The organism is Sneathiella sp. (assembly GCF_029233945.1).
GTDB lineage: Bacteria > Pseudomonadota > Alphaproteobacteria > Sneathiellales > Sneathiellaceae > Sneathiella.
The window spans coordinates 19039-40588 of sequence record NZ_JARGOQ010000003.1; the positions used below are offsets into that span (position 1 = coordinate 19039).

Below are 21550 nucleotides of genomic sequence, written 5' to 3' on the forward strand. Positions count from 1 at the left end.
CCTGTCTGTCATTTCGCGCCGATAATGGCCGGGAGTTCATCAAGTGTTTTTATCTGGCCATCTGGCGTGCCGGGAAGCCGCTCATCCGCCTGATCGAAACGGTTGCACCAGACAACATTAAATCCGAAGGCCTTTGCGCCATAGGCATCCCATCCGTTGGACGACTGAAAGGAAATCTCGGCGGGCTCAAGCCCGAGCTGATCGACGGCCATTTGATAGCTGGAGGGGTCCGGTTTATACACCCCGACTTCCTCGATTGAATAGACGCCGTCAAGGAGTGAGGTGATACCAGCATTCTCGACAGCTGCGGCGAGCATCTTCGGCGTGCCGTTCGAGAGGATCGCGCATTTGATCCCGGCGGATTTAAGCCGCTCCAGCGTGGCTTTCACTTCGGGATAGGCGGAGAGGGTGAGATAGAGGTTCATTAAGCGCTCGCGGAGCGCCGGGTCCGATACATGGGCGCTGGCCAGGGCAAAATCGAGCGCCTCACCTGTTACCTGCCAGAAATCCGCATGACGCTTTTGCAGACTACGGAGCCAGGTATATTGAAGCTGCTTGAGGCGCCAGATATCGGCAATTTCCAGCCATTTATCACCAAGCGCGGCCTGTTCCGCGCGGGCGGCGGCGTTGACATCGAACAGGGTGCCATAGGCATCAAAGACACAGGCCTTGATATTCTCAAGTCTTAAAGCTGCCATGGGTCATTCTTTCCACAAATGTGCGCCTATCCGAATGTTGGTCATGTGGCGCGCCAATGCAAGTAAAGAATTAGGGAGGCTTTAGTGGGTCGCGCTGCCCCGGTTGATGTCATAGCTGATTTTAAGGATGCTGCCATCTTCCTGCGCCAGCCGTTCGCGATAAACCTGAAGATTTTCAATGACGCGCTGGACATAATTCCGGGTTTCGGAGAAGGGGATAAATTCGATCCAGTCGATCATATCGATCTCGCCCGAACGTGGATCGCCCCATTCCTTGAGCCAGCGGCGGACATTTGCAGGCCCGGCGTTATAGGACGCAATGGCCAGCACGTAGGAGCCGTTGAATCTCTCGATCAGGCTGGCGAGATAGGCGCTGCCCAGTCTCGCGTTATAGGCGGGATCGGTCGTGAGCAAAGCCTTCGAATATTGGACATTCAACTGGCGGGAAACCAGCTTCGCCGTGCCCGGCATCAACTGCATCAGGCCACGTGCGCCCGCCCAGGAGATGGCATCGCTGGCGAAAGCGCTTTCCTGCCGCGTGATGGCCAGCATCAGCGCCGGTTCAATCGGCGGGTTCTGGATGGCGAGGGTTGGGGTCGGCCAGTTTATTTCGGTAAGTTCCGTGCCAAGTTGCGACGCGCGCTTGGCCACCGCAATGGCGTAATCCGGGCGGCCGATATTGATGGCAAGCTCGGCGACGGTAACATAGTCCGATTCACTCACGGCCTTTTCGGCCATCGACAGCAGGAAGGGTTTCGTCCATTTCGTCGCACCGATTTCAGCAAGATGGCGAACGATCAGGATTTTCTCATCCTTGCTGTTCTCGGTGCCGATCAGCTTTTTGGCGGAGGTTATCTGCGGGATGGCGGGCAGTTTCTTCTGCCCCAGCTCATGCAGGGCCATCTGGCCATAATAGGTGGTGTAATATTGCGCGGCGACCTTGTACCAGTAGTCGGCCATGACGTTGTCGCCGAGATTTTCTTTTGCGCGACCGATCCAGTAGGCCCCGCGGGCCCGGCTTATCGGATAGCTGACATTTTCATAGAGCCGGGTGAAATGCTTGAGGGCCTGCTCCGCATCGTCGAGAAAGCGCAGCGTTATCCAGCCGGAGAGCCATTCTGCGGCCGCAAAATCCTCCCCATCCGTCAGGCCGTGCTGACTTGAGAGGTTATAGGCCTCGGTAATATGTCCCTTGGCGAGCAGCTTGCGCGCATGGACATGGCGTTCCGGCCACCATTTATCGGCGCGCGGCGCGCTGTCATCCATCTCGAATAGCAATTCGCGGGATTCTTCGTCCAATGCTTTGCGGCGGCGCCATTTCGCGCGCTCGAAGATCAATCCCGGATCATTCTGAAGCTCGGCGGGAACGGCGCGGATGGCCTGATCCACATTCCACGAATTCCGGATCAGGCGAATACGGGCGGTCGCCAGTTTTTTCATATCCTCGCTGAGGAAGGGGAAAAGGCGGACGGCGGCGTCCGTCTCCCGTTCCCACAGAAGATGATCGAGGCGTTTTTGATGATCCTCTGTTGTGAATAATCCGCCATAACGCCGCAGGATTTCCTGCTCGGTCTGTTTGGAGAACTCACCGAGAAGCCACGCCTTGCGGAGCCAGTCTGTGCCGTCAGCTTGCTTGCCGCTGCTAATCAGGGCATCGCCGTAGCGATACATGCCGATTCCGGTCACGGGTTCATGTCCGGCAAACCATTTGAGAATGCGCGCCTGACCGACCGTGTCATCCAGCGCCTGCTCCGCGCGGCGGCGAAGGGTGCGTTGACCCGGCCAATCCGGATGCGCCTCAATAAACCGGGTGATTTGCGCGAAGCTCGCGTGATTGCGATAGGCGCTGAAATACCGCCAGTCGATAATGTCCGCGGGTAACCTGTATTTGGCCCGTCCGGCAATTTCGATGGCGCGGTTCCATTGCTGTTTGTCGGCGGCGGCAAAGGCTTCCTTGTAAAGCTTCATATCCCGCGCGCTCAAGAGTCCGGTTGATAACGGATGTGGCGGTAATTCAATGCCAATCGGGCGTGTCTGCGGGAGCGGAGGCCGATCAGCCGTCAGAAGGGCAATCGGCCCGATTTCCAGCTTTGACATGGGAACGGGTACAAACTCACCCTCGGGCAGGGAGGCGGAGGGCAGGGGAACGTCTGTCACGGTTACTTCAAGCGCCGGGCCGTCCCCGAGCGCCGCCTTGCCCGCCGCAATGGCAGACAGGGGGATAAGCATTGTACTGGTCATTAGCGCCACAAGGGCGAACTCTTTTCGCATTACCCTAACCGATCATTTAAACGACGATGTAAAAGCTACTCCTCAATCTGTAACGGCAATAGATGCATATTATCAGATTAGCGGATAATTTTGCTAATTATGCAGGCTTTTGTTTGCCATTTCGTAAACATGATCAGATAAATCAGGCAATTTAAGGATTTTCTCAAGTTCGGCTGTCATCAGGCCCTGCCGATCCTTGTCATACCGTCGCCATTGACCGAGCGGCACGACCAGCCGTGCGGCGATCTGCGGGTTCGTCTTGTTGAGGGAGGCAATGACACCGGACAGGATACGATACCCTTCGCCTGATTTATCATGGAAATACACCGGGTTACCCGATGCGAACGCTCCGATCAGGGAGCGCAGGCGATTCGGGTTGGGTAACGCGAAGGCCGGATGCTTCATCAGGGCCTTGATATCGGAGAGCGTGCTGTCCCGCACCGCCATCGCCTGCAATGTGAACCATTTGTCGACGATAAGGGCGTCTTTTTGCCATTTTTCATAATAATCCGCGAATAATTCATCGCGCACCGGATGGGCCGTATCCTTAAGACTGGCGAGTGCCGCGACAGTATCGGTCATATTCGTGGCTTTGCGGTATTGGGTTTCGGCGAGAGTGACATACTCCTCCTTCCCCGTGGCAATGAGGTAACTTAGCGCCGTGTTTTTGAGCTTGCGGCTGCTGCTTTCGGGCTGATTGGCGGGGGCCCGTGCGGTTGTGCAGTCGTCATAGAGTTTGCGCCACTCCGTCTCAAAGGTAAGGCCGATCTGCCGCCGCGCCGCTTCGCGAACCGTATGAAGCGCATCGACATCGACAATCGGCATTTTCTGCGCAATATCCTGCTCTCCCGGCAGGGTGAGGGCAGAGGCGGTAAAGGCACGGTCAAGATCCTTGGCGGCCAAAGTTTCGGCAAAGGCATCCAGAAAGGCTTCAGGAAGCGTCCCGCCATCCCCGCCGCCGTCAATTTCCTTCAGTATGATGTTACTGGCGAGGCGTTGTCCGGCGTCCCAGCGATTGAATAAATCCTCATCTTTCGCGAAGAAGAAGGCGAGCGCGTCGTCGCTCATCTCCTGCCGGATGATAACAGGGGCGGAAAATTCCCGGAACAGGGAGGCTTTCGGTTTGCTCGCGAGCCCCGAAAAAGTAAAACTCTGACGCGCTGTGGTGAAATCGAAAACGCCTTCCGTCTCGCCCTTGAATGGTCCTTCGGGGAAGGAAAGCGCTTTTCCGTTTTCATCCAGAAGGCCCATCTGGAGTGGAATATGCAGAGGCTCGAAATTTTCTCCTGCCTTGGCGTTTTTCTGCTCCAGCGTGAGCTTGTACTGACCGGTCTCGGCATCGAACTTCTCGTCCACCGCGACTTCCGGCGTGCCGGGGGTGACGTACCAGCGACGGAACTGGGTGAGATCGACGCCGGAACCGTCTTCAAGCGCGGAGACGAATTCCTCCGTTGTCACCGCCTGTCCGTCATGGCGTTCGAAATAAAGATCCATACCTTTGCGGAATTTTTCTTCGCCCAGGAGCGTATGAATCATGCGGATGACCTCGGCGCCCTTTTCATAGACGGTGGCGGTGTAAAAGTTATTGATCTCCACATAGCTTTGCGGCTGGATCGGATGGGCGAGGGGGCCGCCATCCTCCGGGAATTGTGCCGCGCGGAGCCGCTGCACATCGCTGATGCGCTGAACGGAGGCGGAGTTCATATCGGCGGAGAATTGCTGGTCCCGGAAAACGGTCAAGCCTTCCTTCAGCGTGAGCTGGAACCAGTCGCGGCAGGTGATGCGGTTGCCGGTCCAGTTATGGAAATATTCATGGGCGATGACGCTCTCTATCCCGTCAAAATCCGCATCCGTCGCTGTCTCGGGGGAGGCCAGCACATATTTGGAGTTGAAGACATTAAGGCCCTTGTTCTCCATCGCGCCCATGTTGAAATCGCTGACCGCGACGATCATGAAGATATCGAGATCATATTCGCGTCCGTATTTCTCCTCGTCCCATTTCATCGATTTCTTGAGGGACGTCATCGCGTGATCGCATTTCTCCTCGTTGCCCTTTTCAACGAAGATCTGCAGCTTGACGTCCCGACCTGATTGGGTGGTGAAGCTATCCTCCACTACCGCGAGATCTCCCGCGACCAGCGCAAAAAGATAAGCGGGTTTTGGATGTGGGTCGTTCCAGGTGACAGATTTCCGTCCGTCGGGCAGCGTCTTATCCTCTGTCAGGTTGCCGTTGGAGAGCATGACGGGGTACTTGTCGCCATCCCCGATGATGGTGGTGGAGAAGACCGCCATGACGTCCGGCCGGTCGAGGAAATAGGTGATCCGGCGGAAGCCTTCCGCCTCGCATTGGGTGCAGAAATTTCCGCTCGACTTATAAAGTCCTTCCAGGGCGGTATTTTCCTGGGGCTTGATCCGGGTGACGATCTCCAGGGTGAACTCGGTCGTTACCGTCGCAATTGGCAGATGAAGCCATTCATCGGTCATGTTGTATTCGTCAGGCGTGAGCGCGTGCCCGTCCATCTTGACCGATTGCAGGGTCAGATGCTCCCCGTTCAGGCTGAGTTTCGTGGCACCTGCGTCATTGCGGTGGAACGCCAGCCGCGAGGTGACGACAGTATCCTCTTCCCCGAGTTCGACGGTCAGATCGACGGTCTTGATCAGGAAATCCGGCTCTTTGTAATCTTTAAGATAGATTGTGGCGGGCTTCGCGGAGGATTTGGACAAGGGGAACACCTTCTACATGGAAAAGACAATAAATTTAAGATAACCCGCTTATCACTTTGATCAAGAGCAGATGGTAAACCAATGTTGCGATAAATCGCCAAAATGTGGATGCAAGCACATAGGAAGTGCAGTTACTGCTTGCCATGCCCCGTATCATGCCTGTAAATCAGGCGGTTCGCCGCGATAATGAAAGGAATGCCTGAATGATACGGGCGTAATGATACGCGAGGCGAATATAACAACTTAAACTTACTTGAGGATTTTTGTCATGTTTAGAGGATCGATTACAGCGCTTGTCACTCCCTTTGATGGAGCGCGCCTGGACGAGAAATCGTTTCAATCATTCTGTGACTGGCAAATAAAATCCGGAACCAAGGCACTCGTTCCTGTCGGTACCACGGGTGAGTCCCCGACCTTGAGCCATCCGGAGCATGACCGTGTGGTGGAACTTTGTATCGAAGTTGCAAAGGGGCGCGTGCCGGTAATGGCGGGCGCAGGCTCCAACAACACGTTGGAGGCAATCCGCCTGACGAAGCACGCCAAGGATGCCGGGGCCGATGCTGCCCTGATCGCGATGCCATATTACAACAAGCCGACGCAGGAAGGCATGTATGCGCATTATGAGGCGATTAATAACGCCGTGGATATCCCGATTTATATCTACAACATCCCCGGCCGATCGATCGTCGACATGACGCCGGAGACCATGGGACGCCTCGCAAAGCTTAAAAACATTGTTGGCGTCAAGGATGCGACGGGCGATGTGGCGCGCGTTTCCTTGCAGCGCCTTCATTGCGGCACGGACTTTAACCAGCTTTCCGGTGAAGATGGCTCGGCCATCGGGTTTAATGCCCATGGCGGAAATGGCTGTATTTCGGTGTCCGCGAATGTCGCGCCGGAACTTGCCTCCCAGATGCAGGAAGCGAGCCTTGCGGGCGACAATGCAAAAGCGATTGAGCTGCAGGATCGCCTGATGCCGCTGCACCGGGCGCTGTTCCTTGAATCGAGCCCGGCACCCACCAAATATGCCTTGTCACTGCTTGGTAAATGCAAACCGGATGTGCGGATGCCGATCATTCCTGTGGTTAAGGATGAAACCAAGCGGGAAATTGAGGCAGCGATGCGCCATGCGGGCATCCTGAACTAACAAAGGCAGATACAGATATGGGCCGCACAATCGCGGAAAACCGGAAGGCCCGCTATAACTACTTCATTCATGAAGAGTTCGAGGCGGGGATGATCCTGCTCGGGACGGAGGTGAAGAGCCTCCGCGCCGGGCGGGCGAACATTCAGGATGCTTATGCGTCTTTTGAAAATGACGGCCTGTATCTGATCAATGCGCATATCTCCGAATATGGCCACGGTAACCGCAATAACCATGATCCGCTCCGTCCGCGTCAGCTTCTGATGCATAAAAAGGAAATCAAGAAGATTGCGGGCCAGATTCAGAAGGCAGGCAAGACGCTTGTGCCGCTCTCGATGTATTTCAACGATCGCGGCATTGCAAAGGTGAAGGTGGGTCTTGCCTCGGGCAAGAAGCAGCATGACAAGCGCGCGACGGAGCGTGACCGCGACTGGGGCCGTGAAAAACAGCGGCTGTTAAAAAGCAGCGTCTGATTTTTCTAGGCCGACGCCTCCGCGGGGAGTGGGCTCACGAATTCAAGGCCGAGAAAATTATCCTGCACCCAGACAACCCGGCTTTTAAGCCCCTCTGAAAAGGCGCGGGAAGATTGCAGGACAAGTTCTGTGCCTTTTGGCAGTTTGCCCTGCACCCAGACTTTCGCGCCAGAACGGCTATAATCCACCAGGCTGACGTTCATCTTTGTCTCGTTGGTGATGATAAAGCCCGGCCAGTCGATCTTCACCCGTGGGTGGCGCCGTTTGTTGCTCGTCGCATCCATATGCTCACGATAGACGGGAATATCGCTGTCGGAGAGGCTCGCGAGCTGCCGGGGCCGGTATTTCTTGTCCAGTTCCCGGCGTTTCAGAACGGATTCATGCAGTTTCTCCGCCTCAAACTCGGGCGGGAACCCCTTGCCCGTCAGCCCGACGGGACGGTTAAACTGTTTCTTGAACGGGATGCGGACGCCGAAAACCTTTCGCCGGTTCATGGCGATTTTCCCCAGCACGTCCGGCGTGGTCATCTCATCCAGTTTTCCGATGTCTATATGAAGGCCCTGCTCGGCGGCGCGGTCAAGCATCCAGCGAAGCGAAATGTCTGAGAGGCGGCTATCTCGACGGCCCCCCACAATATTCTCATGGGAGCCGGGGAACCAGACCTGCTCAACGGCCTTTGTTGTTGGTGAATGCACGCCGGTCCAGAGGCCCGGCTTGAACCGGCTGCGCCGCTCATCAAGGGCGAGGGCCTGAAATGCACTCTCGACATTGGCATTGAGTTTGTGATCGTGAAATGTCATCCAGCTTTGCGAAACCCGATGTAGGCCGGGCAGGGGCAGGCCCTGGCTGCCGACCGTATCCCAGCAGCCGAGAAAGCGAATTTGCACCGGTTGGGAGGGGAGATGCCCGGCCAGTGACTTTGCGCCTGGCGTATCCAGTGCCTCTTCCGGTATCTGGCTGTATTCATAGGCCTCCGGCAGGAGATGCAGCTGATCCGGCGGTAATATGCCAACCTTATCCAGCAGATCCGTCAGCCGCCGGATATTACAGGCACCAAGCCCGGCGCCGAAAAGGTAAATCTCGTCCTGCTCGCTGTGATAATTTTGTGAGAGGAACTTATAGTTGTTGAAAATTTCAGCCTTCATGCCGACGCCGAATGTGCGCTGCATCAGCCGTTTGTGAATGGCGGGTTTTGCATCCAGATCATGGAGATGGCGGAGTTGCTCCTCGCCGGCCTCATTACTCTCGGCGATCGAGTGGAAGGCGAGAGTGGCATTGCCCGGCACGCGCCTGTTCCTGCTCCGGAATTGCGGGGCGATCCAGCTGCCGTCACTTAAGACCACTAGTTTTCGAGCCATAACCTTCCCTCTGTCAGCCATATAATTATAGCATGGCGAGTGTCACGGGCAGCCTTATCGTCAATGTCCGCAACGAAATCATACATTTTCAGATTATACAGCGGCACTCCCTGCCTTAAATGCCAGAAACATTGTAAACGTATTTCGGTGCTTCGTTCTATGAAAAAATGCGTTATTTGCGAAGCTGATTGGCAGGGAAGTGCCGTGACAGGGATGAGGGAAATCTCGGAGAAAGTCGCTGAAGAGTTAAAGAAATCTCAGTAGTGGATTGACTTCATTGAGGAAATTTCCGGTCAGGCGATTTCCTCGGCGTCTTCATAGGGTTCGAAGTCGCCCGGATAGTCCTCATAGTCACGGTCGGGTTTTTGACCGCCGGCCCGGCCAACTTTTTTCTCAAGGTCTTTCAGCTCAATGAAGAAATCAGCCTGGCGGCGCAGCTCATCGGCGATCATGGGGGGTTGTGATTTTACCGTGCTGACGACAGTGACACGGACGCCTTGCCGCTGGATCGATTCAACCAGCCGGCGGAAGTCGCCATCGCCGGAGAACAGCACCGCATGGTCGATATGCTTCGCCAGTTCCATCATGTCGATGGCCAGCTCGATATCCATATTTCCCTTGTATTTGCGCCGACCTGTCGAATCCGTGAATTCCTTGGTCGGCTTCGTCACCATGGTATAGCCGTTATAGTCGAGCCAGTCGACGAGGGGGCGAATAGGGGAATATTCCTGATCTTCAATCAGTGCGGTATAATAGAAAGCACGGACCAGACGACCTTCTGCGGCGAATTCGCCGAGTAATCTTTTATAATCGATGTCAAAACCGAGCGCCCGGGCGGCCGCATACAAATTGGAGCCATCGATGAAAAGAGCAATTCGCTCTTCGGAGTAAAAAGGCATTACGACTTCCGCATTTAGTACTATAAATTAGTTCTTCGTGTGTTCGCTTTCGCTCTCTAACCTTTCATCAATAGCAAAATTATTTGAAATTCTCTAGATAAGAATTGTATGTCATCGTGGTGATTGTGATGAAATAAAGCGAAAACCGAGGCGTTTTCATGGTTTTTGAGGAAAATTTTAGGTGATATTGATTGGTTTAGGGGCAAATATGCCACATCCGGACTATAGCGATCCGCTAAATACGCTGACAGAGGTGGTGCGCCGTTTTCGCGGTGTCCTTCATGTCGCGCGGCAGTCCAGCTGGTATCGCTCCGCCCCGGTGCCGGCCTCCGATCAACCGTGGTTTGTAAACGCGGTGCTCGCCGTTGAAACAGACATGTCCGAAGATGATCTGCTTCAAATGCTGCACAAGATAGAGCGGGATTTCGGTCGCATCCGTCGGCAGCGATGGGAGGCGCGGGTCCTCGATCTTGATCTGCTCGCCTATCATGACCGGATCACGGAGAATCAGGACCAACTCGCCGGTCCGGTTCTGCCACATCCCCATATGCAGGAGCGGGCATTCGTTCTCGCGCCGATTCATGAAATCGCGCCGGGCTGGCGCCATCCGGTGAGTGGTTTGCGGGCGTCGGAATTACTCAAAATGCTCCCCTCGGAGCAGCCGTTTGACATTGTCGGGCCGGACGATATCTCCTGCTGATGCGTAAAAGCGACGAAATGGCTTGAAAGTGCCATATTCTGGCGGCTTTTTATGTCAGTTTAACTTGCTATCCGCGGCGCAAACGCATATGTAATAAACAAATCACAGACAATTGGAGTTACTGTAAATGGCACGCGTCACTGTTGAAGATTGCGTTGAAAGAGTTCCGAACCGTTTCGAGATCGTTCTGCTGGCGGCCCGCCGGGCACGGGAAATCGCTGCGGGTTCGATGCTGACTGTCGACCGGGACAATGACAAGAACCCGGTCGTTTCCCTTCGCGAGATCGGCGATGGCACGATTGAACTGGATGAACTGAAGGATAGTCTTGTGCATTCGCTGCAGCGCCGCGTTGAGGTTGATGAGCCTGAAGAAGACAACATGGCCGCCCTGATGAGCGCCAGTAACGAATGGGCCGGTGTTATTCAGGAGAATACCGCCGTTGATACTTTTTCAGCCGATGAAGTCGGGGCAACGGATGGGGATGCGCCGGCAGCAGAAACGAATGCCGATGAACCCCAAGCTGAGGACTGATTGCAACACAGGTAAAACCCGGCATTTACAACTCGTATATGAGACAAAAATGCCGGGATCGGCGAGTTTGAGTATCAAAGCAGACCACACTGGATTTTTCAGTATTATATGTCAGCAGGAGGGGAGCGGCAGTTGCCGATCCCGTAATCGCTGATGCTTCGCCAGGTTGAACTTGTTGATCGCGTTTTAAGTTATGATCCGCAAGCCGATGAGGATCTTCTCAATCGGGCGTATATTTTCACCATCAAGGCGCATGGCAGCCAGGTGCGCGCGTCGGGCGATCCCTATTTTTCCCATCCCATCGAAGTCGCCGGTATCCTGACCGAGCTGAAGCTCGACACGGCAACCATTGTGACCGCCCTTTTGCATGACACGATTGAGGATACGGTCGCCACCAAAGAGCAGATCGAAGAGACGTTCGGCAGCGAGATTGCCGGGCTCGTCGATGGGGTGACCAAGCTCTCGCAGATTGAGCTGCAGTCGGACCAGACCAAGCAGGGGGAGAATTTCCGCAAACTCCTTCTGGCGATGTCCAACGACATTCGCGTGCTTCTGGTCAAGCTGGCCGACCGGCTGCATAACATGCGGACCCTGCATTTCATCAAGAACCCGGAAAAGCGCAAGCGGATCGCCACCGAGACGATGGAGATTTATGCGCCGCTGGCTGAGCGGATCGGCATGCAGGGTTTCCGCGATGATCTGGAAGACCTTGCCTTTATCGAGCTGAATAACGAGGCCCGGAACTCGATCAAGCGGCGGCTGGAATATTTGCGCGAGGAAGGCGAGGATCTGGTCGAGCGGATCGTCGAGGAGCTGGAAAAGGATGTCAGGTCGGACAATGTTGTCGCGGAAATCTACGGTCGGGAAAAACGGTTTTACTCGATCTGGCGCAAGATGGAGAAAAACAATGTCTCCTTCGAGCAACTGGCCGATATCATCGCCTTTCGTATCGTCGTGGAGACGGTGGAGGAATGCTACCATGTGCTCGGTATCCTGCATGCGAAATATTCCATGGTGCCGGGGCGCTTCAAGGATTATATCTCCATCCCGAAGCGCAATAATTACCGCTCCCTCCATACAACGGTTATCGGGCCGGAAAAACAGCGCATCGAAGTACAGATCCGTACAAGAGAGATGCATGAGACCAATGAGTATGGTGTTGCGGCACACTGGCAGTACAAGGAAAGCCTCCAGAATGTAAAGGAGGGCAAGCAGTACCGCTGGCTTCGCGAATTGCTGGAAATTCTGGAAAATACGGTCGATCCGGACGAGTTCCTGGAACACACGAAACTCAGTATGTTCCAGGATCAGGTGTTCTGCTTCACGCCCAAGGGCGATTTGATATCGTTGCCGCAGGGCAGTAGCCCCGTCGATTTTGCCTATGCGGTGCATACGGATGTCGGCAATACCTGCGTCGGTGCGAAGATCAACAGCCGTCAGGCACCGCTCCGGACACCGCTCAGGAACGGCGATCAGGTCGAGATACTACGGTCCAAAAACCAGACGCCGTCACCAACTTGGGAAAGTTTTGTGGTGAGCGGCAAGGCACGTTCCGCCATTCGTCGTTTTACCCGGATGAAGCAGCGCGGCCAGTATATCGAGCTTGGTAAGGCGATTGCGGAAAAGGCATTTCGTGTCGAAGGAAAACGATTTGCAGAGAAGGCATTACAGACCGCTGTTAAAGTCTGGAATCAGGAAAGTACTGCCGATGTCTATTATATGCTCGGCGATGGCTCCCATACCGGCAGGCAGTTGATAGATGTTATCTTTCCCGGCGAGACCCGCAAGCGCGAGGAAGATAATGTCGTTCCGCTCAACCGGGGCAAATCAAAGTCGGAGCGCGGCAAGAAGCAGCATTCCATTCCCATTCGCGGCCTGATCCCCGGCATGGCCATGCATCTTGCGGGCTGTTGTCATCCGCTTCCCGGTGATCGCATTGTCGGGATTGTGAGTACGGGGCGCGGCGTGACAATCCATACCATCGATTGCGATACGCTGGAGCAGTTCGCCGAGGTGCCGGAGCGCTGGCTCGATGTGAGCTGGGATGAGGAAAATCAGCAGGCCGCCCTTCCCGTTGGCCGAATTTCGATTATTATGGCGAACGAGCCCGGTGCACTTTCCGGGATCACCTCGACGATTGCGTCTAATAACGGCAACATAAACAATTTATCTATCGTCAACCGGAGTCAGGATTTTTTCGAAATGCTGATCGATATTCAGGTCAAGGATGTCCGCCATCTGACCAATATTATTGCGGCGCTGCGGGCTGATCCGGTGATCAGCTCCGTGGAAAGATCGGCCGGCTAGTCTGATTGGGCCAAAGAGAAGAGGGAACTATGAAAGAGGAAGAAATCCTGTCCCATTTCCGGGAAACGGATGCTTTACTGGAAGGGCATTTCCTGCTGAGCTCAGGCTTGCATTCGGATCGTTACCTGCAATGTGCCAAGGTGCTGATGTATCCGGACCGGGCGGCAGCACTCTGCCGGGCGCTGGCGGATAAGGTTGAGGCGGCTCTTGGTGAGAAGGCGGCGGACATTGTGGTCGCGCCGGCCATGGGCGGGATTATCGTCGGATATGAACTGGCGCGACAACTGGGCGTGCCCGGTATCTTTACCGAACGGGAGAACGGCGAGTTTACGCTGCGCCGCGGGTTTCATCTCGCGCCGGGTGCGCGGGTGATCATGTCTGAGGATATTGTCACGACAGGTAAATCCAGCCGTGAATGCATTGAGGCAATCCGCGCGGCAGGCGGGGAGGTGGTTGGGGCAACCTGCCTGATCGACCGCTCCAACGGAAGTGCCGATGTCGGGGTTCCGCTGGTTTCTTTGATGAAAATGGATGTGAAAACTTTTGAGGCCGATAAAATACCGCCGGAGCTTGCCGCGACACCGGCCATAAAACCGGGTAGCCGCAATCTCAAATAGTCTAACGTGAGTGCCACCTGAATGTTCCGCCGACGCCAGAAAACAACAAGAATGAAACAGCTAACTGATTTTGTCTGGCCGGCGATCGGGTTCCGCCGCTCGTCCAAATATGTCGGCTATCGACTTGTTCGCCTGAATGGCTCCCCTTATAGCCTGGCGGCCGGTTTTGCCTTCGGGGCGGCGGTTTCCTTCACGCCCTTTGTCGGGCTGCATTTCGTTTTAAGTGCGCTTCTGGCATGGATCTTCCGGGCGAGCATACTGGCTTCCGCCCTTGGAACAGCGGTCGGCAATCCCTGGACCTTTCCCTTTATCTGGACCATGCTGTATCAGACCGGGCGCTGGATTTTAGGAAATGAACCCGGCAATGCGGAGCTTTCCGATGCCAGCTTCAAGGCCTTCTTTGACGGCGTCCTGGCGGGCCATTGGGGCCAGGTTTCGCATATTTTCTATGAAATTATTCATCCGATGCTGTTTTCCTTCCTGCCGATCTCCATATTTGTCTGGATCATTTTTTTCTATCCATTGCAGGGATTGATCCGTAGATTTCAAGAGAAACGGGCGCAGTTAATCCTGAAGGCACGGGCCCGAAAGGCAAACAGGCAGATTGCAAGCGGGAAGAAGTTGGGAGTAACGGAGAAATGAAAAAGTTAAGATTAGGCATAAATATTGATCATGTGGCAACCATCCGCAATGCGCGCGGCGGCGTTCATCCCGACCCGCTGCGGGCAGCGCGGATTGCGGAGGCTGCGGGTGCGGACGGCATTACCGCGCATCTGCGGGAGGATCGCCGTCATATCAGTGATGGGGATATCACTCGCCTTGCAAAAGAATTGACGATCCCGCTTAACTTTGAAATGGCCGCGACGAAAGAGATGCTGGACATAGCCCTCAGCCATAAACCGCACGCAAGCTGCCTCGTGCCGGAAAAGCGCGAGGAACGGACGACGGAGGGTGGCCTCGATGTGGCGGGCGGGCATAACACATTGCAATATTATGTGGAGAGCCTGAAGGGATCCGGCATTCGCGTTTCCCTGTTTATTGAAGCAGATCCAAGACAGATTGAGGCTTCACATAGACTCGGCGCCGATATCGTTGAAATTCACACGGGCGCCTATTGTGATGCGGACGACCCCGCACAGCGGCAGGCAGAGTTCGATCGTATCCAGAAGGCAGCGGCGCTGGCCGAGGAATTTGGCCTTGAATGCCATGCAGGTCACGGCCTGACCTATGGCACCGTGAGCCCGATAGCCGCGATCCCGACGATTGTTGAGTTGAACATCGGGCATTTCCTCATTGGTGAAGCGATTTTTTCCGGTCTGGAACCGGCCATGTTAAAGATGCGCAAACTGATGGACGACGCCCGTCAGGCCGTGGCCTAGGGTAAGGCAGGGAGAGATGTCCCGAATAATCGGCCTTGGCAATGATATCATCGACATTCGGCGGATCGAAAAAACGCTGGACCGGTTCGGGGAGCGTTTCATCAGGCGCATCTATACCGAAGTGGAAATCGCCAAATCGGAACGGCGGCTCAACCGGGTGGAATCCTACGCCAAAAGATACGCCGCGAAGGAGGCCTGCTCCAAAGCCCTCGGTACCGGATTTCGCCGGGGTGTCTTCTGGAAGGATATGGGGGTTGTCAACCTGCCGTCGGGAAAGCCGACAATTGCGCTGACGGGTGGCGCGCTGGCGCAGCTCATACGCATTACACCGCCGGGCATGGTAACTGAAATCCATCTGACGATCACAGATGAGCCGCCGCAGGCGCAGGCCATTGTCCTGATTACGGCGATCCCGCAAGAGGAATAGGGATAAACACGGAAAAGCGCGGAAAATCGGTTGCCTGCGCGCCTTGATCGTGCAATTGAATGTTTTTTATTGGTAATTTTTTTGGAAGAGTATTTATGAAGGAAGAAGCGGTGAAGGCCAAGGGCGGAATCGGGGAAACTATCCGCACGATTATTTATGCGGTGCTGATTGCGGTCGTGATCCGGACCTTTGCTTATGAGCCGTTCAAGATTCCTTCTGAATCGATGCTGCCGACCCTGATGATCGGCGATTATCTGTTTGTCTCCAAATACTCATACGGCTATAGCCGCCATTCCTTCCCCTTCAGCCTCGCGCCGATTTCCGGCCGCATTTTCGAGGAATTGCCAAAGCGCGGGGATGTTGCGGTTTTTAAAAAGCCGATTGGCGAACAGGTTGATTATATCAAGCGGATCATGGGATTACCGGGAGATCAGCTGCAGATGATCAACGGCGTCCTCTATATTAATGGTACGCCGGTCAAGCGCGAGCGGGTGGAGGATTTCGTCGATCGGGATCGCTTCGGCAATGCCCGTCGGATCGCCCAATATCGCGAAACCCTGCCAAGCGGGCGAACCTACCTTACATTGGATGAGACGGTGCAGGGCATCATGGACAATACGGACGTCTATACGGTGCCCGAAAACCATCTCTTTGCCATGGGCGACAACCGCGATAATTCCACGGACAGCCGGTTTTTGACTCATGTCGGCTATGTGCCGGTGGAAAATCTTGTTGGCCGGGCCGAGATCATCTTTATGTCGCTTGATGGTTCCGCTGAGTGGTACGAGATATGGAAATATCCCACGGCCATTCGCTGGAACCGGATTTTCAACTCCCTTAGCTGATGTCCGGCCCGGCAAAAAATCCTCAAGAACTGGCGGCCTTGCTCGGCCATGAGTTCAAGGATATTGCCCTTCTGAAGGCAGCGGTGACCCATTCCTCCCTGATCAAGGGAAAAGGAAAAAAGACAGAGGGCGAGGATTACGACAGACTTGAATTCCTAGGGGATCGTGTCCTCGGCCTGGTGATCAGTGAAGAGCTTTTCCGACGGTTCGAGACGGCGGAGGCCGGGCAGCTGTCCCGCCGCTATAATGCGCAAGTCCGCCGCGAAACCCTGGCGGAGATCGCCTTGGAAATAGGCCTTCAGGACTATATCCACATGGCCGGTGATCTTGCCGCCGCAGGCGGGCGGGAAAATCCGTCCATCCTGGAAGATGTGATGGAGGCAGTGATCGCCGCACTCTATCTGGATGGTGGATTTCGCGCCGCACGTAAATTTATAAAATCGAAATGGTGGCCGCGCTTCGATTTTAAGGATGCGTCAAAAAAAGACGCGAAATCGGCGCTTCAGGAATTTCTCGCCAAGACGGGCAGGGCACTTCCCTGTTACTCTGTGGTGGAAGAAACAGGGCCGGATCATGACCGCCGCTTCAAGGTGATGGTGGAGGTAACAGACCATAGTCCTGCAACCGGGTCCGGGTCGTCAAAACGAGCCGCAGAGCAAAGAGCGGCGGCGCAAATGCTAAAGGAATTAAAAGGTGAGTGATCAACAGACGGGCGAGGGATCGACGCGGTGCGGCTATGTCGCTCTTGTCGGTGCGCCGAATGCCGGAAAATCGACCCTGCTCAATCAACTGGTGGGCGCGAAAATCGCCATTGTCACGCCAAAGGTGCAGACGACCCGCACCCGCGTCACCGCAATTGCCATCGAAGCCAATAGCCAGATCATCTTTGTTGATACGCCGGGCATCTTCAAGCCATCCCGCCGGTTGGAGAAGGCAATGGTTGATGCGGCCTGGAGTGGGGCTGAGGATGCGGACCGCGTCGTCCTGATCATAGATGCCGCGAAGGGCATTTCGGCGGATGTGGAGCGCATTATCGCGGGCCTTGAAAAAAATGGGCGGCGCGCGCATGTCATCCTCAACAAGATTGATATCCTGAAACGGGATAGTCTTCTCGCGCTTGCGCAGTCCCTCTCCGAGCGGGGCATCTTCGATGAAATATACATGATCTCCGCGTTGACCGGAGACGGGGTCGCGGATTTGCGGGCCGCTCTTGCGACGGAAATGCCAGAAGGGCCCTGGCTCTACCCTGAGGATCAGCTTGCTATCGCCCCGATGCGCCAACTTGCGGCAGAGGTGACGCGCGAAAAGCTCTTCATGCGCCTCAATCAGGAGCTTCCCTATTCCCTGACCGTCGAGACGGAAAGCTGGGAAGAGCGAAAAGACGGCTCCGTCAAGATCCAGCAGGTGGTCTATGTGTCTCGCGCTAATCACAAGCCGATTGTTCTTGGCAAGGGCGGGCAGGCCATCAAGAAGGTCGGGGAACTTGCTCGCGAGGAGCTGGAGGAGATGCTTGAGCGCCGGGTGCATCTGTTCCTGTTCGTCAAGGTTCGGGAAAAATGGCTCGACGATCCGGAACGCTATCGCGAGATGGGCCTCGACTTTCCGAAAGACTGATCGCCCTTTAACGCCGTGGATTCTTCATTTACAGGTCACGATAGCGCGGGTTTCGCGATTATGAAGCTTTAATGACCATGGTTAAAAAGTTGAAGAGTGAAACAAAATATTAACCAAATCCCTTCCATCATGCGACTTGAAAAGAATTTAATTCTTTCCGTGAGTGTATTTTTGTCCGGTTAGTCGCTTGAATATGGGGATTTGGAAATGGCTAAAGGCAGCAAGAATTATATTGAAAAACATCTGAAAAGTGCAGATGCGGGTATTCCTGATGAACAGTTTCGGGCGGGTCTGATTTTCTCGACCGGAAACGGGGTGCCACAGGATCTGGTGACCGCGCATAAATGGTTTAATCTGGCGGCGATGAACGGCATTGAGGAAGCCCGTGAAATTCGCGCCGAGATTTCCATGGATATGTCGTCGCAGGAAATATCCAAGGCGCAGAAAATGGCCCGCGAATGGATCATGGGCCGATAGGCCCTCAATCCACGAAACGTATAAAAAATTGCAACTAAACTCTTTGACAGACAGCCAAAATCTGCCATATTGCCGCCTCCGGTGAGCTGGCCGAGTGGCTGAAGGCGCTCCCCTGCTAAGGGAGTATGGGGTTTATAGCTCCATCGAGGGTTCGAATCCCTCGCTCACCGCCACTTCACAGACAGGATAATTCCTCAAACTCCTGTTTTCCTGTATAGCCGAATTCGTCCCTAAATTCCCGTAAGTTAGCGCATTGGCAGCATCGCGGCGCCAGCTCCGGAGACAGTTTTCCGCAATAACCCACGGGCCTAATGGCCGATTATCTCCCTGACCCTGTTTTCTGGTACGGAAGGGAGAGATTTAAGATGCAGATAACTTCAAGTTTGGCATAAAAAAGGCCGAGGAAAGATGAAGGGTCGCAGCTGTTCCAGTCAGGTTCAGATGATGCCAAACAGCTTGCGCTGGTCCTGCCAGAGCACAGGCAGGCGGGAAGCCGAGACAAGCTTTTTTGCAGTCAGTTCCGGTGGCTGTGTTCCGGTGAGAATTGCGCGGACAATTTCCGGCGCTAGATAATTCAGCCTGAGAATGCGGGTAAAGTAACTGTCACTGATACCCGCCTCTTTTGCGAGCTGTCCGATGGTACAGGCCTCATTCTGCAGGGCACGATCCTGGAACATTTTTGCCTGCGCCAGTAACCGGACCAGACTGCGGTCCGGTATTTGAGCCCCGTCTCGCGTGGAAGTTCCATTGACAAGCATCCGCATTTCCATACCGGTGCGTTTCAGCTTCGCCGGGATATGAAGGATCTCGATATTTACATCCTTGCCAACTCTCTGCACTTTCCGGGCTGATGTGATCTCACCGTCGAGCAAGGTAAGGGCATTCCTGTCAATCCGGATATCGACATGCTCCCCAAACACATCGACCCGGTCAATCAGCAACAGGAGGATCTGCCGCATCCTTGTAAGCTCAAGCTTGGCCCAGCATTGCCGTAAATGCCGGATTTTGCCAAGGAACTGTTGCTGGCTGTCTGGATCCCTGATCTCTGCTGTAACGGCATCCAGCATCGAGGCCTCATCTTCGAGATACCGATACAGCCTGTCTGTTACCAGTGTTTCAATTTCGCGGGCCGGCAGTCGCCGTCCCCTGTCTTTTGCCGTGCGGGGTCCGGATATCAGGGTGCGGGAGACATAATAACGGTAGCGCTGCCCCTTTTTATTCGAATGGCTGGGGGTCATCCGCTGCCCGTTGCCATCAAACAATAGTCCGGTCAGCAGGCTCGGGCTTTTAGTCTTGCTTCCCGTTTGTCGCGGGCGCCTGTTCGCCGCCAGTCGCGTCTGCACCTGATCCCACAAGCCCTGGCCCACAATCGCCTGATGCTCCCCGGGATAGCTAGTACCTTTATGGGGTATCTCGCCGATGTAAATACGGTTCTGCAACAGATGATAGAGCGCCCCGCGAGCAAAGGGATTACCACCCTTCCGCTGGCCCTTCGCGGACGTCCGGACCTTGCTGACAATGCCGTCTGATTTGAGTTTCTCACGAAGGATGGCGACGGAGCCGAGCTCGACATAGCGCCGGAAGATATGGCGCACCTTTTCCGCCTCGGCCTTGTTGATGACGAGCTTGCGATCCAGGGTGTCGTAGCCGAGTGGCAGGTTGCCGCCCATCCACATGCCCTTCTTCTTTGAGGCGGCGATCTTGTCACGAATGCGCTCGGCCGTCACCTCGCGCTCGAACTGCGCGAAGGAGAGCAGCACATTAAGGGTCAGTCGTCCCATGGAAGTGGTGGTGTTGAACGCCTGAGTTACCGAGACAAAGGAGACTTTTGCTGCATCGAAGATATCGACGATCCTGGCAAAGTCGGAAAGGGCACGGGTCAGCCGGTCGACCTTGTAGACAACCACCACATCAATCCTGCCCGCGGCGATATCAGCGAGCAGTCTTTGCAGGGCAGGACGGTCCATGGTGGCGCCGGAGATGCCGCCATCATCATAGTAGTCGGAGAGCATTTTCCAGCCCTCATGCTTCTGGCTGGCGATATAGGCTTCACAGGCCTCGCGCTGGGCATCAAGGGAGTTGAATTCCTGCTCCAGCCCTTCTTCATGGGACTTGCGGGTATAGATGGCGCAGCGGGTTTCGGACGAGGGCTTTGCCCGTTTGACAGGCTGTTTACCCATGATCTGCCTTCGTCTTCTTCAGGCCGAAGAAGCGCGGCCCCGACCAGCGGGTGCGGGTAATCTCCCGGGCCAGTTGTGACAGGGAGCCATAACGTTTTCCCTCATACTCAAACCCGTTCTCGAGGACATTGACCATATAAGTCCGGCCCTGCCACTCGCGGATCAGTCTTGAACCCGGCCTGGGGCCGAACCTGGTATCAAGAGCAGCGAGATTGTTCTCTGCGAGCTGCCGGGAAAGGGTCACCAGTCTCCGTCGATGCGTAGGCGCCAGACCGCCAAAGGCCCTTTCCTGCAGGGTATGCGCAAGACGCCGGATGACGAGGTCGCGGCTGAACCTCCGCGGAACCGGTGTATTGAACAGTCGCTGCCATTTTTTATGCAGGTCTTTCGTCGGCGCGCTTCGAAGGGACGCGATTTCCTGTTCGATATCAATATTACTTCTATCAACCGCGCCGGCACTTGGTAGTGATCTGTCGGCCCTCATTCCAGGTCTCCGGAGAGGGAGTAGCGGCTGATGCCATCCTTGCCTTTCTGCCGCTCAACGGGCACCCCTTTCTTGCGCAAACCCGTCAGAGCGGCCCGGATACTGTGCGCCTGCCATCCGGTCGCCTTCTGCAGGTCCTGCATCCGTGCGCCTTTTGGACGTTTGATGAGCTTCAGAATGATATTGGGCTTTGTAGGGGAGGGTTTTACCGGCTTCCGGGCATTGGAAGAGGATGCCTGCTTGGCCGCCGCTTTGGCGGGCCCTGCGTTTGATGGCGGCATTTTCGCCTTTGCTTCAATTGCCTCCGGTTTCGGTTCTGTCTCTGTTACTGTCATATCGACCTCCGTGGTTTTGCCTCGGCGGTACACCAGGGCTTGCACCGAGGCGAGCCCGGCACCTGAGGGAGGAGGCCGGGCTGGCG

At 55.2% G+C, this 21550-nt stretch carries 21 protein-coding genes and 1 tRNA gene; 14 read left to right on the forward strand and 8 right to left on the reverse strand.

The annotated features are described in order from the left end of the window. Positions 1 to 8: 8 nt before the first annotated feature. The 3 genes from P1U71_RS01940 to pepN form a co-directional block, all read right to left on the reverse strand. Positions 9 to 698 (reverse strand): haloacid dehalogenase type II, encoded by a 690-nt coding sequence (locus P1U71_RS01940; protein WP_301103863.1) that lies wholly within the window; start codon positions 696 to 698, stop codon positions 9 to 11. Positions 699 to 779: 81 nt separating this feature from the next. Then, complete coding sequence (locus P1U71_RS01945) at positions 780 to 2969, reverse strand: lytic transglycosylase domain-containing protein (protein ID WP_301103865.1); 2190 nt, start codon at positions 2967 to 2969, stop codon at positions 780 to 782. A gap of 93 nt (positions 2970 to 3062) precedes the next feature. Continuing rightward, positions 3063 to 5693 (reverse strand): aminopeptidase N, encoded by a 2631-nt coding sequence (gene pepN, locus P1U71_RS01950; RefSeq protein ID WP_301103866.1) that lies wholly within the window; start codon positions 5691 to 5693, stop codon positions 3063 to 3065. A 268-nt stretch (positions 5694 to 5961) separates the two neighbouring features. On the opposite strand from pepN, the gene dapA reads away from it, so the two are divergent. Both dapA and smpB read left to right on the forward strand, forming a co-directional pair. Then, complete coding sequence (gene dapA, locus P1U71_RS01955; RefSeq protein ID WP_301103867.1) at positions 5962 to 6840, forward strand: 4-hydroxy-tetrahydrodipicolinate synthase; 879 nt, start codon at positions 5962 to 5964, stop codon at positions 6838 to 6840. A 17-nt stretch (positions 6841 to 6857) separates the two neighbouring features. Continuing rightward, positions 6858 to 7310: an SsrA-binding protein SmpB gene (smpB, locus tag P1U71_RS01960; RefSeq protein WP_301103868.1), complete on the forward strand. Its 453-nt coding sequence runs from the start codon at positions 6858 to 6860 to the stop codon at positions 7308 to 7310. 5 nt (positions 7311 to 7315) lie between these two features. Here smpB and P1U71_RS01965 read toward each other — a convergent pair whose 3' ends face one another. Further along, a complete protein-coding gene (locus P1U71_RS01965; RefSeq protein ID WP_301103869.1) occupies positions 7316 to 8668 on the reverse strand; it encodes a DUF2235 domain-containing protein in 1353 nt (450 codons plus the stop codon). A 293-nt stretch (positions 8669 to 8961) separates the two neighbouring features. Next, the gene (locus tag P1U71_RS01970) at positions 8962 to 9567 is read right to left on the reverse strand and encodes an NYN domain-containing protein (RefSeq protein ID WP_301103870.1); all 606 of its coding nucleotides are present in this window, start codon (positions 9565 to 9567) and stop codon (positions 8962 to 8964) included. A gap of 181 nt (positions 9568 to 9748) precedes the next feature. Here P1U71_RS01970 and folK point away from each other — a divergent pair, with 181 nt between their 5' ends. The 12 genes from folK to P1U71_RS02030 all read left to right on the forward strand — a co-directional run bounded on the left by folK (position 9749) and on the right by P1U71_RS02030 (position 18638). Continuing rightward, a complete protein-coding gene (gene folK / locus P1U71_RS01975; protein WP_301103871.1) occupies positions 9749 to 10267 on the forward strand; it encodes a 2-amino-4-hydroxy-6-hydroxymethyldihydropteridine diphosphokinase in 519 nt (172 codons plus the stop codon). Positions 10268 to 10394: 127 nt separating this feature from the next. Beyond that, positions 10395 to 10799: a DNA-directed RNA polymerase subunit omega gene (rpoZ, locus tag P1U71_RS01980; RefSeq protein ID WP_301103872.1), complete on the forward strand. Its 405-nt coding sequence runs from the start codon at positions 10395 to 10397 to the stop codon at positions 10797 to 10799. Positions 10800 to 10952: 153 nt separating this feature from the next. Further along, the gene (locus P1U71_RS01985; protein ID WP_301103873.1) at positions 10953 to 13106 is read left to right on the forward strand and encodes a bifunctional (p)ppGpp synthetase/guanosine-3',5'-bis(diphosphate) 3'-pyrophosphohydrolase; all 2154 of its coding nucleotides are present in this window, start codon (positions 10953 to 10955) and stop codon (positions 13104 to 13106) included. A 29-nt stretch (positions 13107 to 13135) separates the two neighbouring features. Then, positions 13136 to 13723: an orotate phosphoribosyltransferase gene (gene pyrE / locus P1U71_RS01990; protein ID WP_301103874.1), complete on the forward strand. Its 588-nt coding sequence runs from the start codon at positions 13136 to 13138 to the stop codon at positions 13721 to 13723. Between the two features lie 51 nt (positions 13724 to 13774). Beyond that, positions 13775 to 14365, forward strand: a complete 591-nt coding sequence (locus P1U71_RS01995; protein ID WP_301103875.1) for a DUF2062 domain-containing protein — start codon at positions 13775 to 13777, stop codon at positions 14363 to 14365. Then, positions 14362 to 15102 carry a pyridoxine 5'-phosphate synthase gene (locus P1U71_RS02000; protein WP_301103876.1) on the forward strand — a complete coding sequence of 247 codons (741 nt, stop codon included), beginning with the start codon at positions 14362 to 14364 and terminating at the stop codon, positions 15100 to 15102. Before P1U71_RS01995 ends, P1U71_RS02000 begins: the two co-directional genes overlap by 4 nt. A 16-nt stretch (positions 15103 to 15118) precedes the next feature. Then, complete coding sequence (acpS, locus tag P1U71_RS02005; RefSeq protein ID WP_301103877.1) at positions 15119 to 15529, forward strand: holo-ACP synthase; 411 nt, start codon at positions 15119 to 15121, stop codon at positions 15527 to 15529. 95 nt (positions 15530 to 15624) lie between these two features. Then, positions 15625 to 16374 carry a signal peptidase I gene (gene lepB / locus P1U71_RS02010; RefSeq protein WP_301103878.1) on the forward strand — a complete coding sequence of 250 codons (750 nt, stop codon included), beginning with the start codon at positions 15625 to 15627 and terminating at the stop codon, positions 16372 to 16374. Continuing rightward, positions 16374 to 17075, forward strand: coding sequence for a ribonuclease III (gene rnc, locus P1U71_RS02015; RefSeq protein WP_301103879.1), 702 nt, complete (start codon positions 16374 to 16376; stop codon positions 17073 to 17075). The genes lepB and rnc overlap by 1 nt, the downstream gene beginning before the upstream one ends. Further along, positions 17068 to 17988, forward strand: a complete 921-nt coding sequence (era, locus tag P1U71_RS02020; protein ID WP_301103880.1) for a GTPase Era — start codon at positions 17068 to 17070, stop codon at positions 17986 to 17988. The genes rnc and era overlap by 8 nt, the downstream gene beginning before the upstream one ends. Before the next feature lie 207 nt (positions 17989 to 18195). Next, complete coding sequence (locus P1U71_RS02025) at positions 18196 to 18465, forward strand: hypothetical protein (RefSeq protein ID WP_301103881.1); 270 nt, start codon at positions 18196 to 18198, stop codon at positions 18463 to 18465. An 80-nt stretch (positions 18466 to 18545) separates the two neighbouring features. Continuing rightward, positions 18546 to 18638 (forward strand) — tRNA-Ser (locus tag P1U71_RS02030). A 264-nt stretch (positions 18639 to 18902) separates the two neighbouring features. On the opposite strand, the gene P1U71_RS02035 is transcribed toward P1U71_RS02030, so the two are convergent. The 3 genes from P1U71_RS02035 to P1U71_RS02045 are packed head-to-tail and all read right to left on the reverse strand — an operon-like array spanning position 18903 to position 21464. Then, positions 18903 to 20645, reverse strand: coding sequence for a recombinase family protein (locus tag P1U71_RS02035; protein WP_301103882.1), 1743 nt, complete (start codon positions 20643 to 20645; stop codon positions 18903 to 18905). Beyond that, complete coding sequence (locus tag P1U71_RS02040) at positions 20638 to 21129, reverse strand: DUF2924 domain-containing protein (protein WP_301103883.1); 492 nt, start codon at positions 21127 to 21129, stop codon at positions 20638 to 20640. The genes P1U71_RS02035 and P1U71_RS02040 overlap by 8 nt, the downstream gene beginning before the upstream one ends. After that, positions 21126 to 21464: a DUF3489 domain-containing protein gene (locus P1U71_RS02045; protein WP_301103884.1), complete on the reverse strand. Its 339-nt coding sequence runs from the start codon at positions 21462 to 21464 to the stop codon at positions 21126 to 21128. Before P1U71_RS02045 ends, P1U71_RS02040 begins: the two co-directional genes overlap by 4 nt. Positions 21465 to 21550: the final 86 nt, after the last annotated feature.

Excerpts from the sequence above, each read along its gene's own strand:
- P1U71_RS01940 (WP_301103863.1), bottom strand. The coding sequence starts at position 698 with ATGGCAGCTTTAAGACTTGAGAATATCAAGGCCTGTGTCTTTGATGCC.
- P1U71_RS01945 (WP_301103865.1), bottom strand. The coding sequence starts at position 2,969 with ATGCGAAAAGAGTTCGCCCTTGTGGCGCTAATGACCAGTACAATGCTT.
- dapA (WP_301103867.1), top strand. The coding sequence starts at position 5,962 with ATGTTTAGAGGATCGATTACAGCGCTTGTCACTCCCTTTGATGGAGCG.
- smpB (WP_301103868.1), top strand. The coding sequence starts at position 6,858 with ATGGGCCGCACAATCGCGGAAAACCGGAAGGCCCGCTATAACTACTTC.
- P1U71_RS01965 (WP_301103869.1), bottom strand. The coding sequence starts at position 8,668 with ATGGCTCGAAAACTAGTGGTCTTAAGTGACGGCAGCTGGATCGCCCCG.
- P1U71_RS01970 (WP_301103870.1), bottom strand. The coding sequence starts at position 9,567 with ATGCCTTTTTACTCCGAAGAGCGAATTGCTCTTTTCATCGATGGCTCC.
- rpoZ (WP_301103872.1), top strand. The coding sequence starts at position 10,395 with ATGGCACGCGTCACTGTTGAAGATTGCGTTGAAAGAGTTCCGAACCGT.
- P1U71_RS01985 (WP_301103873.1), top strand. The coding sequence starts at position 10,953 with ATGCTTCGCCAGGTTGAACTTGTTGATCGCGTTTTAAGTTATGATCCG.
- pyrE (WP_301103874.1), top strand. The coding sequence starts at position 13,136 with ATGAAAGAGGAAGAAATCCTGTCCCATTTCCGGGAAACGGATGCTTTA.
- P1U71_RS01995 (WP_301103875.1), top strand. The coding sequence starts at position 13,775 with ATGAAACAGCTAACTGATTTTGTCTGGCCGGCGATCGGGTTCCGCCGC.
- P1U71_RS02000 (WP_301103876.1), top strand. The coding sequence starts at position 14,362 with ATGAAAAAGTTAAGATTAGGCATAAATATTGATCATGTGGCAACCATC.
- acpS (WP_301103877.1), top strand. The coding sequence starts at position 15,119 with ATGTCCCGAATAATCGGCCTTGGCAATGATATCATCGACATTCGGCGG.
- lepB (WP_301103878.1), top strand. The coding sequence starts at position 15,625 with ATGAAGGAAGAAGCGGTGAAGGCCAAGGGCGGAATCGGGGAAACTATC.
- rnc (WP_301103879.1), top strand. The coding sequence starts at position 16,374 with ATGTCCGGCCCGGCAAAAAATCCTCAAGAACTGGCGGCCTTGCTCGGC.
- P1U71_RS02025 (WP_301103881.1), top strand. The coding sequence starts at position 18,196 with ATGGCTAAAGGCAGCAAGAATTATATTGAAAAACATCTGAAAAGTGCA.
- P1U71_RS02035 (WP_301103882.1), bottom strand. The coding sequence starts at position 20,645 with ATGGGTAAACAGCCTGTCAAACGGGCAAAGCCCTCGTCCGAAACCCGC.
- P1U71_RS02040 (WP_301103883.1), bottom strand. The coding sequence starts at position 21,129 with ATGAGGGCCGACAGATCACTACCAAGTGCCGGCGCGGTTGATAGAAGT.
- P1U71_RS02045 (WP_301103884.1), bottom strand. The coding sequence starts at position 21,464 with ATGACAGTAACAGAGACAGAACCGAAACCGGAGGCAATTGAAGCAAAG.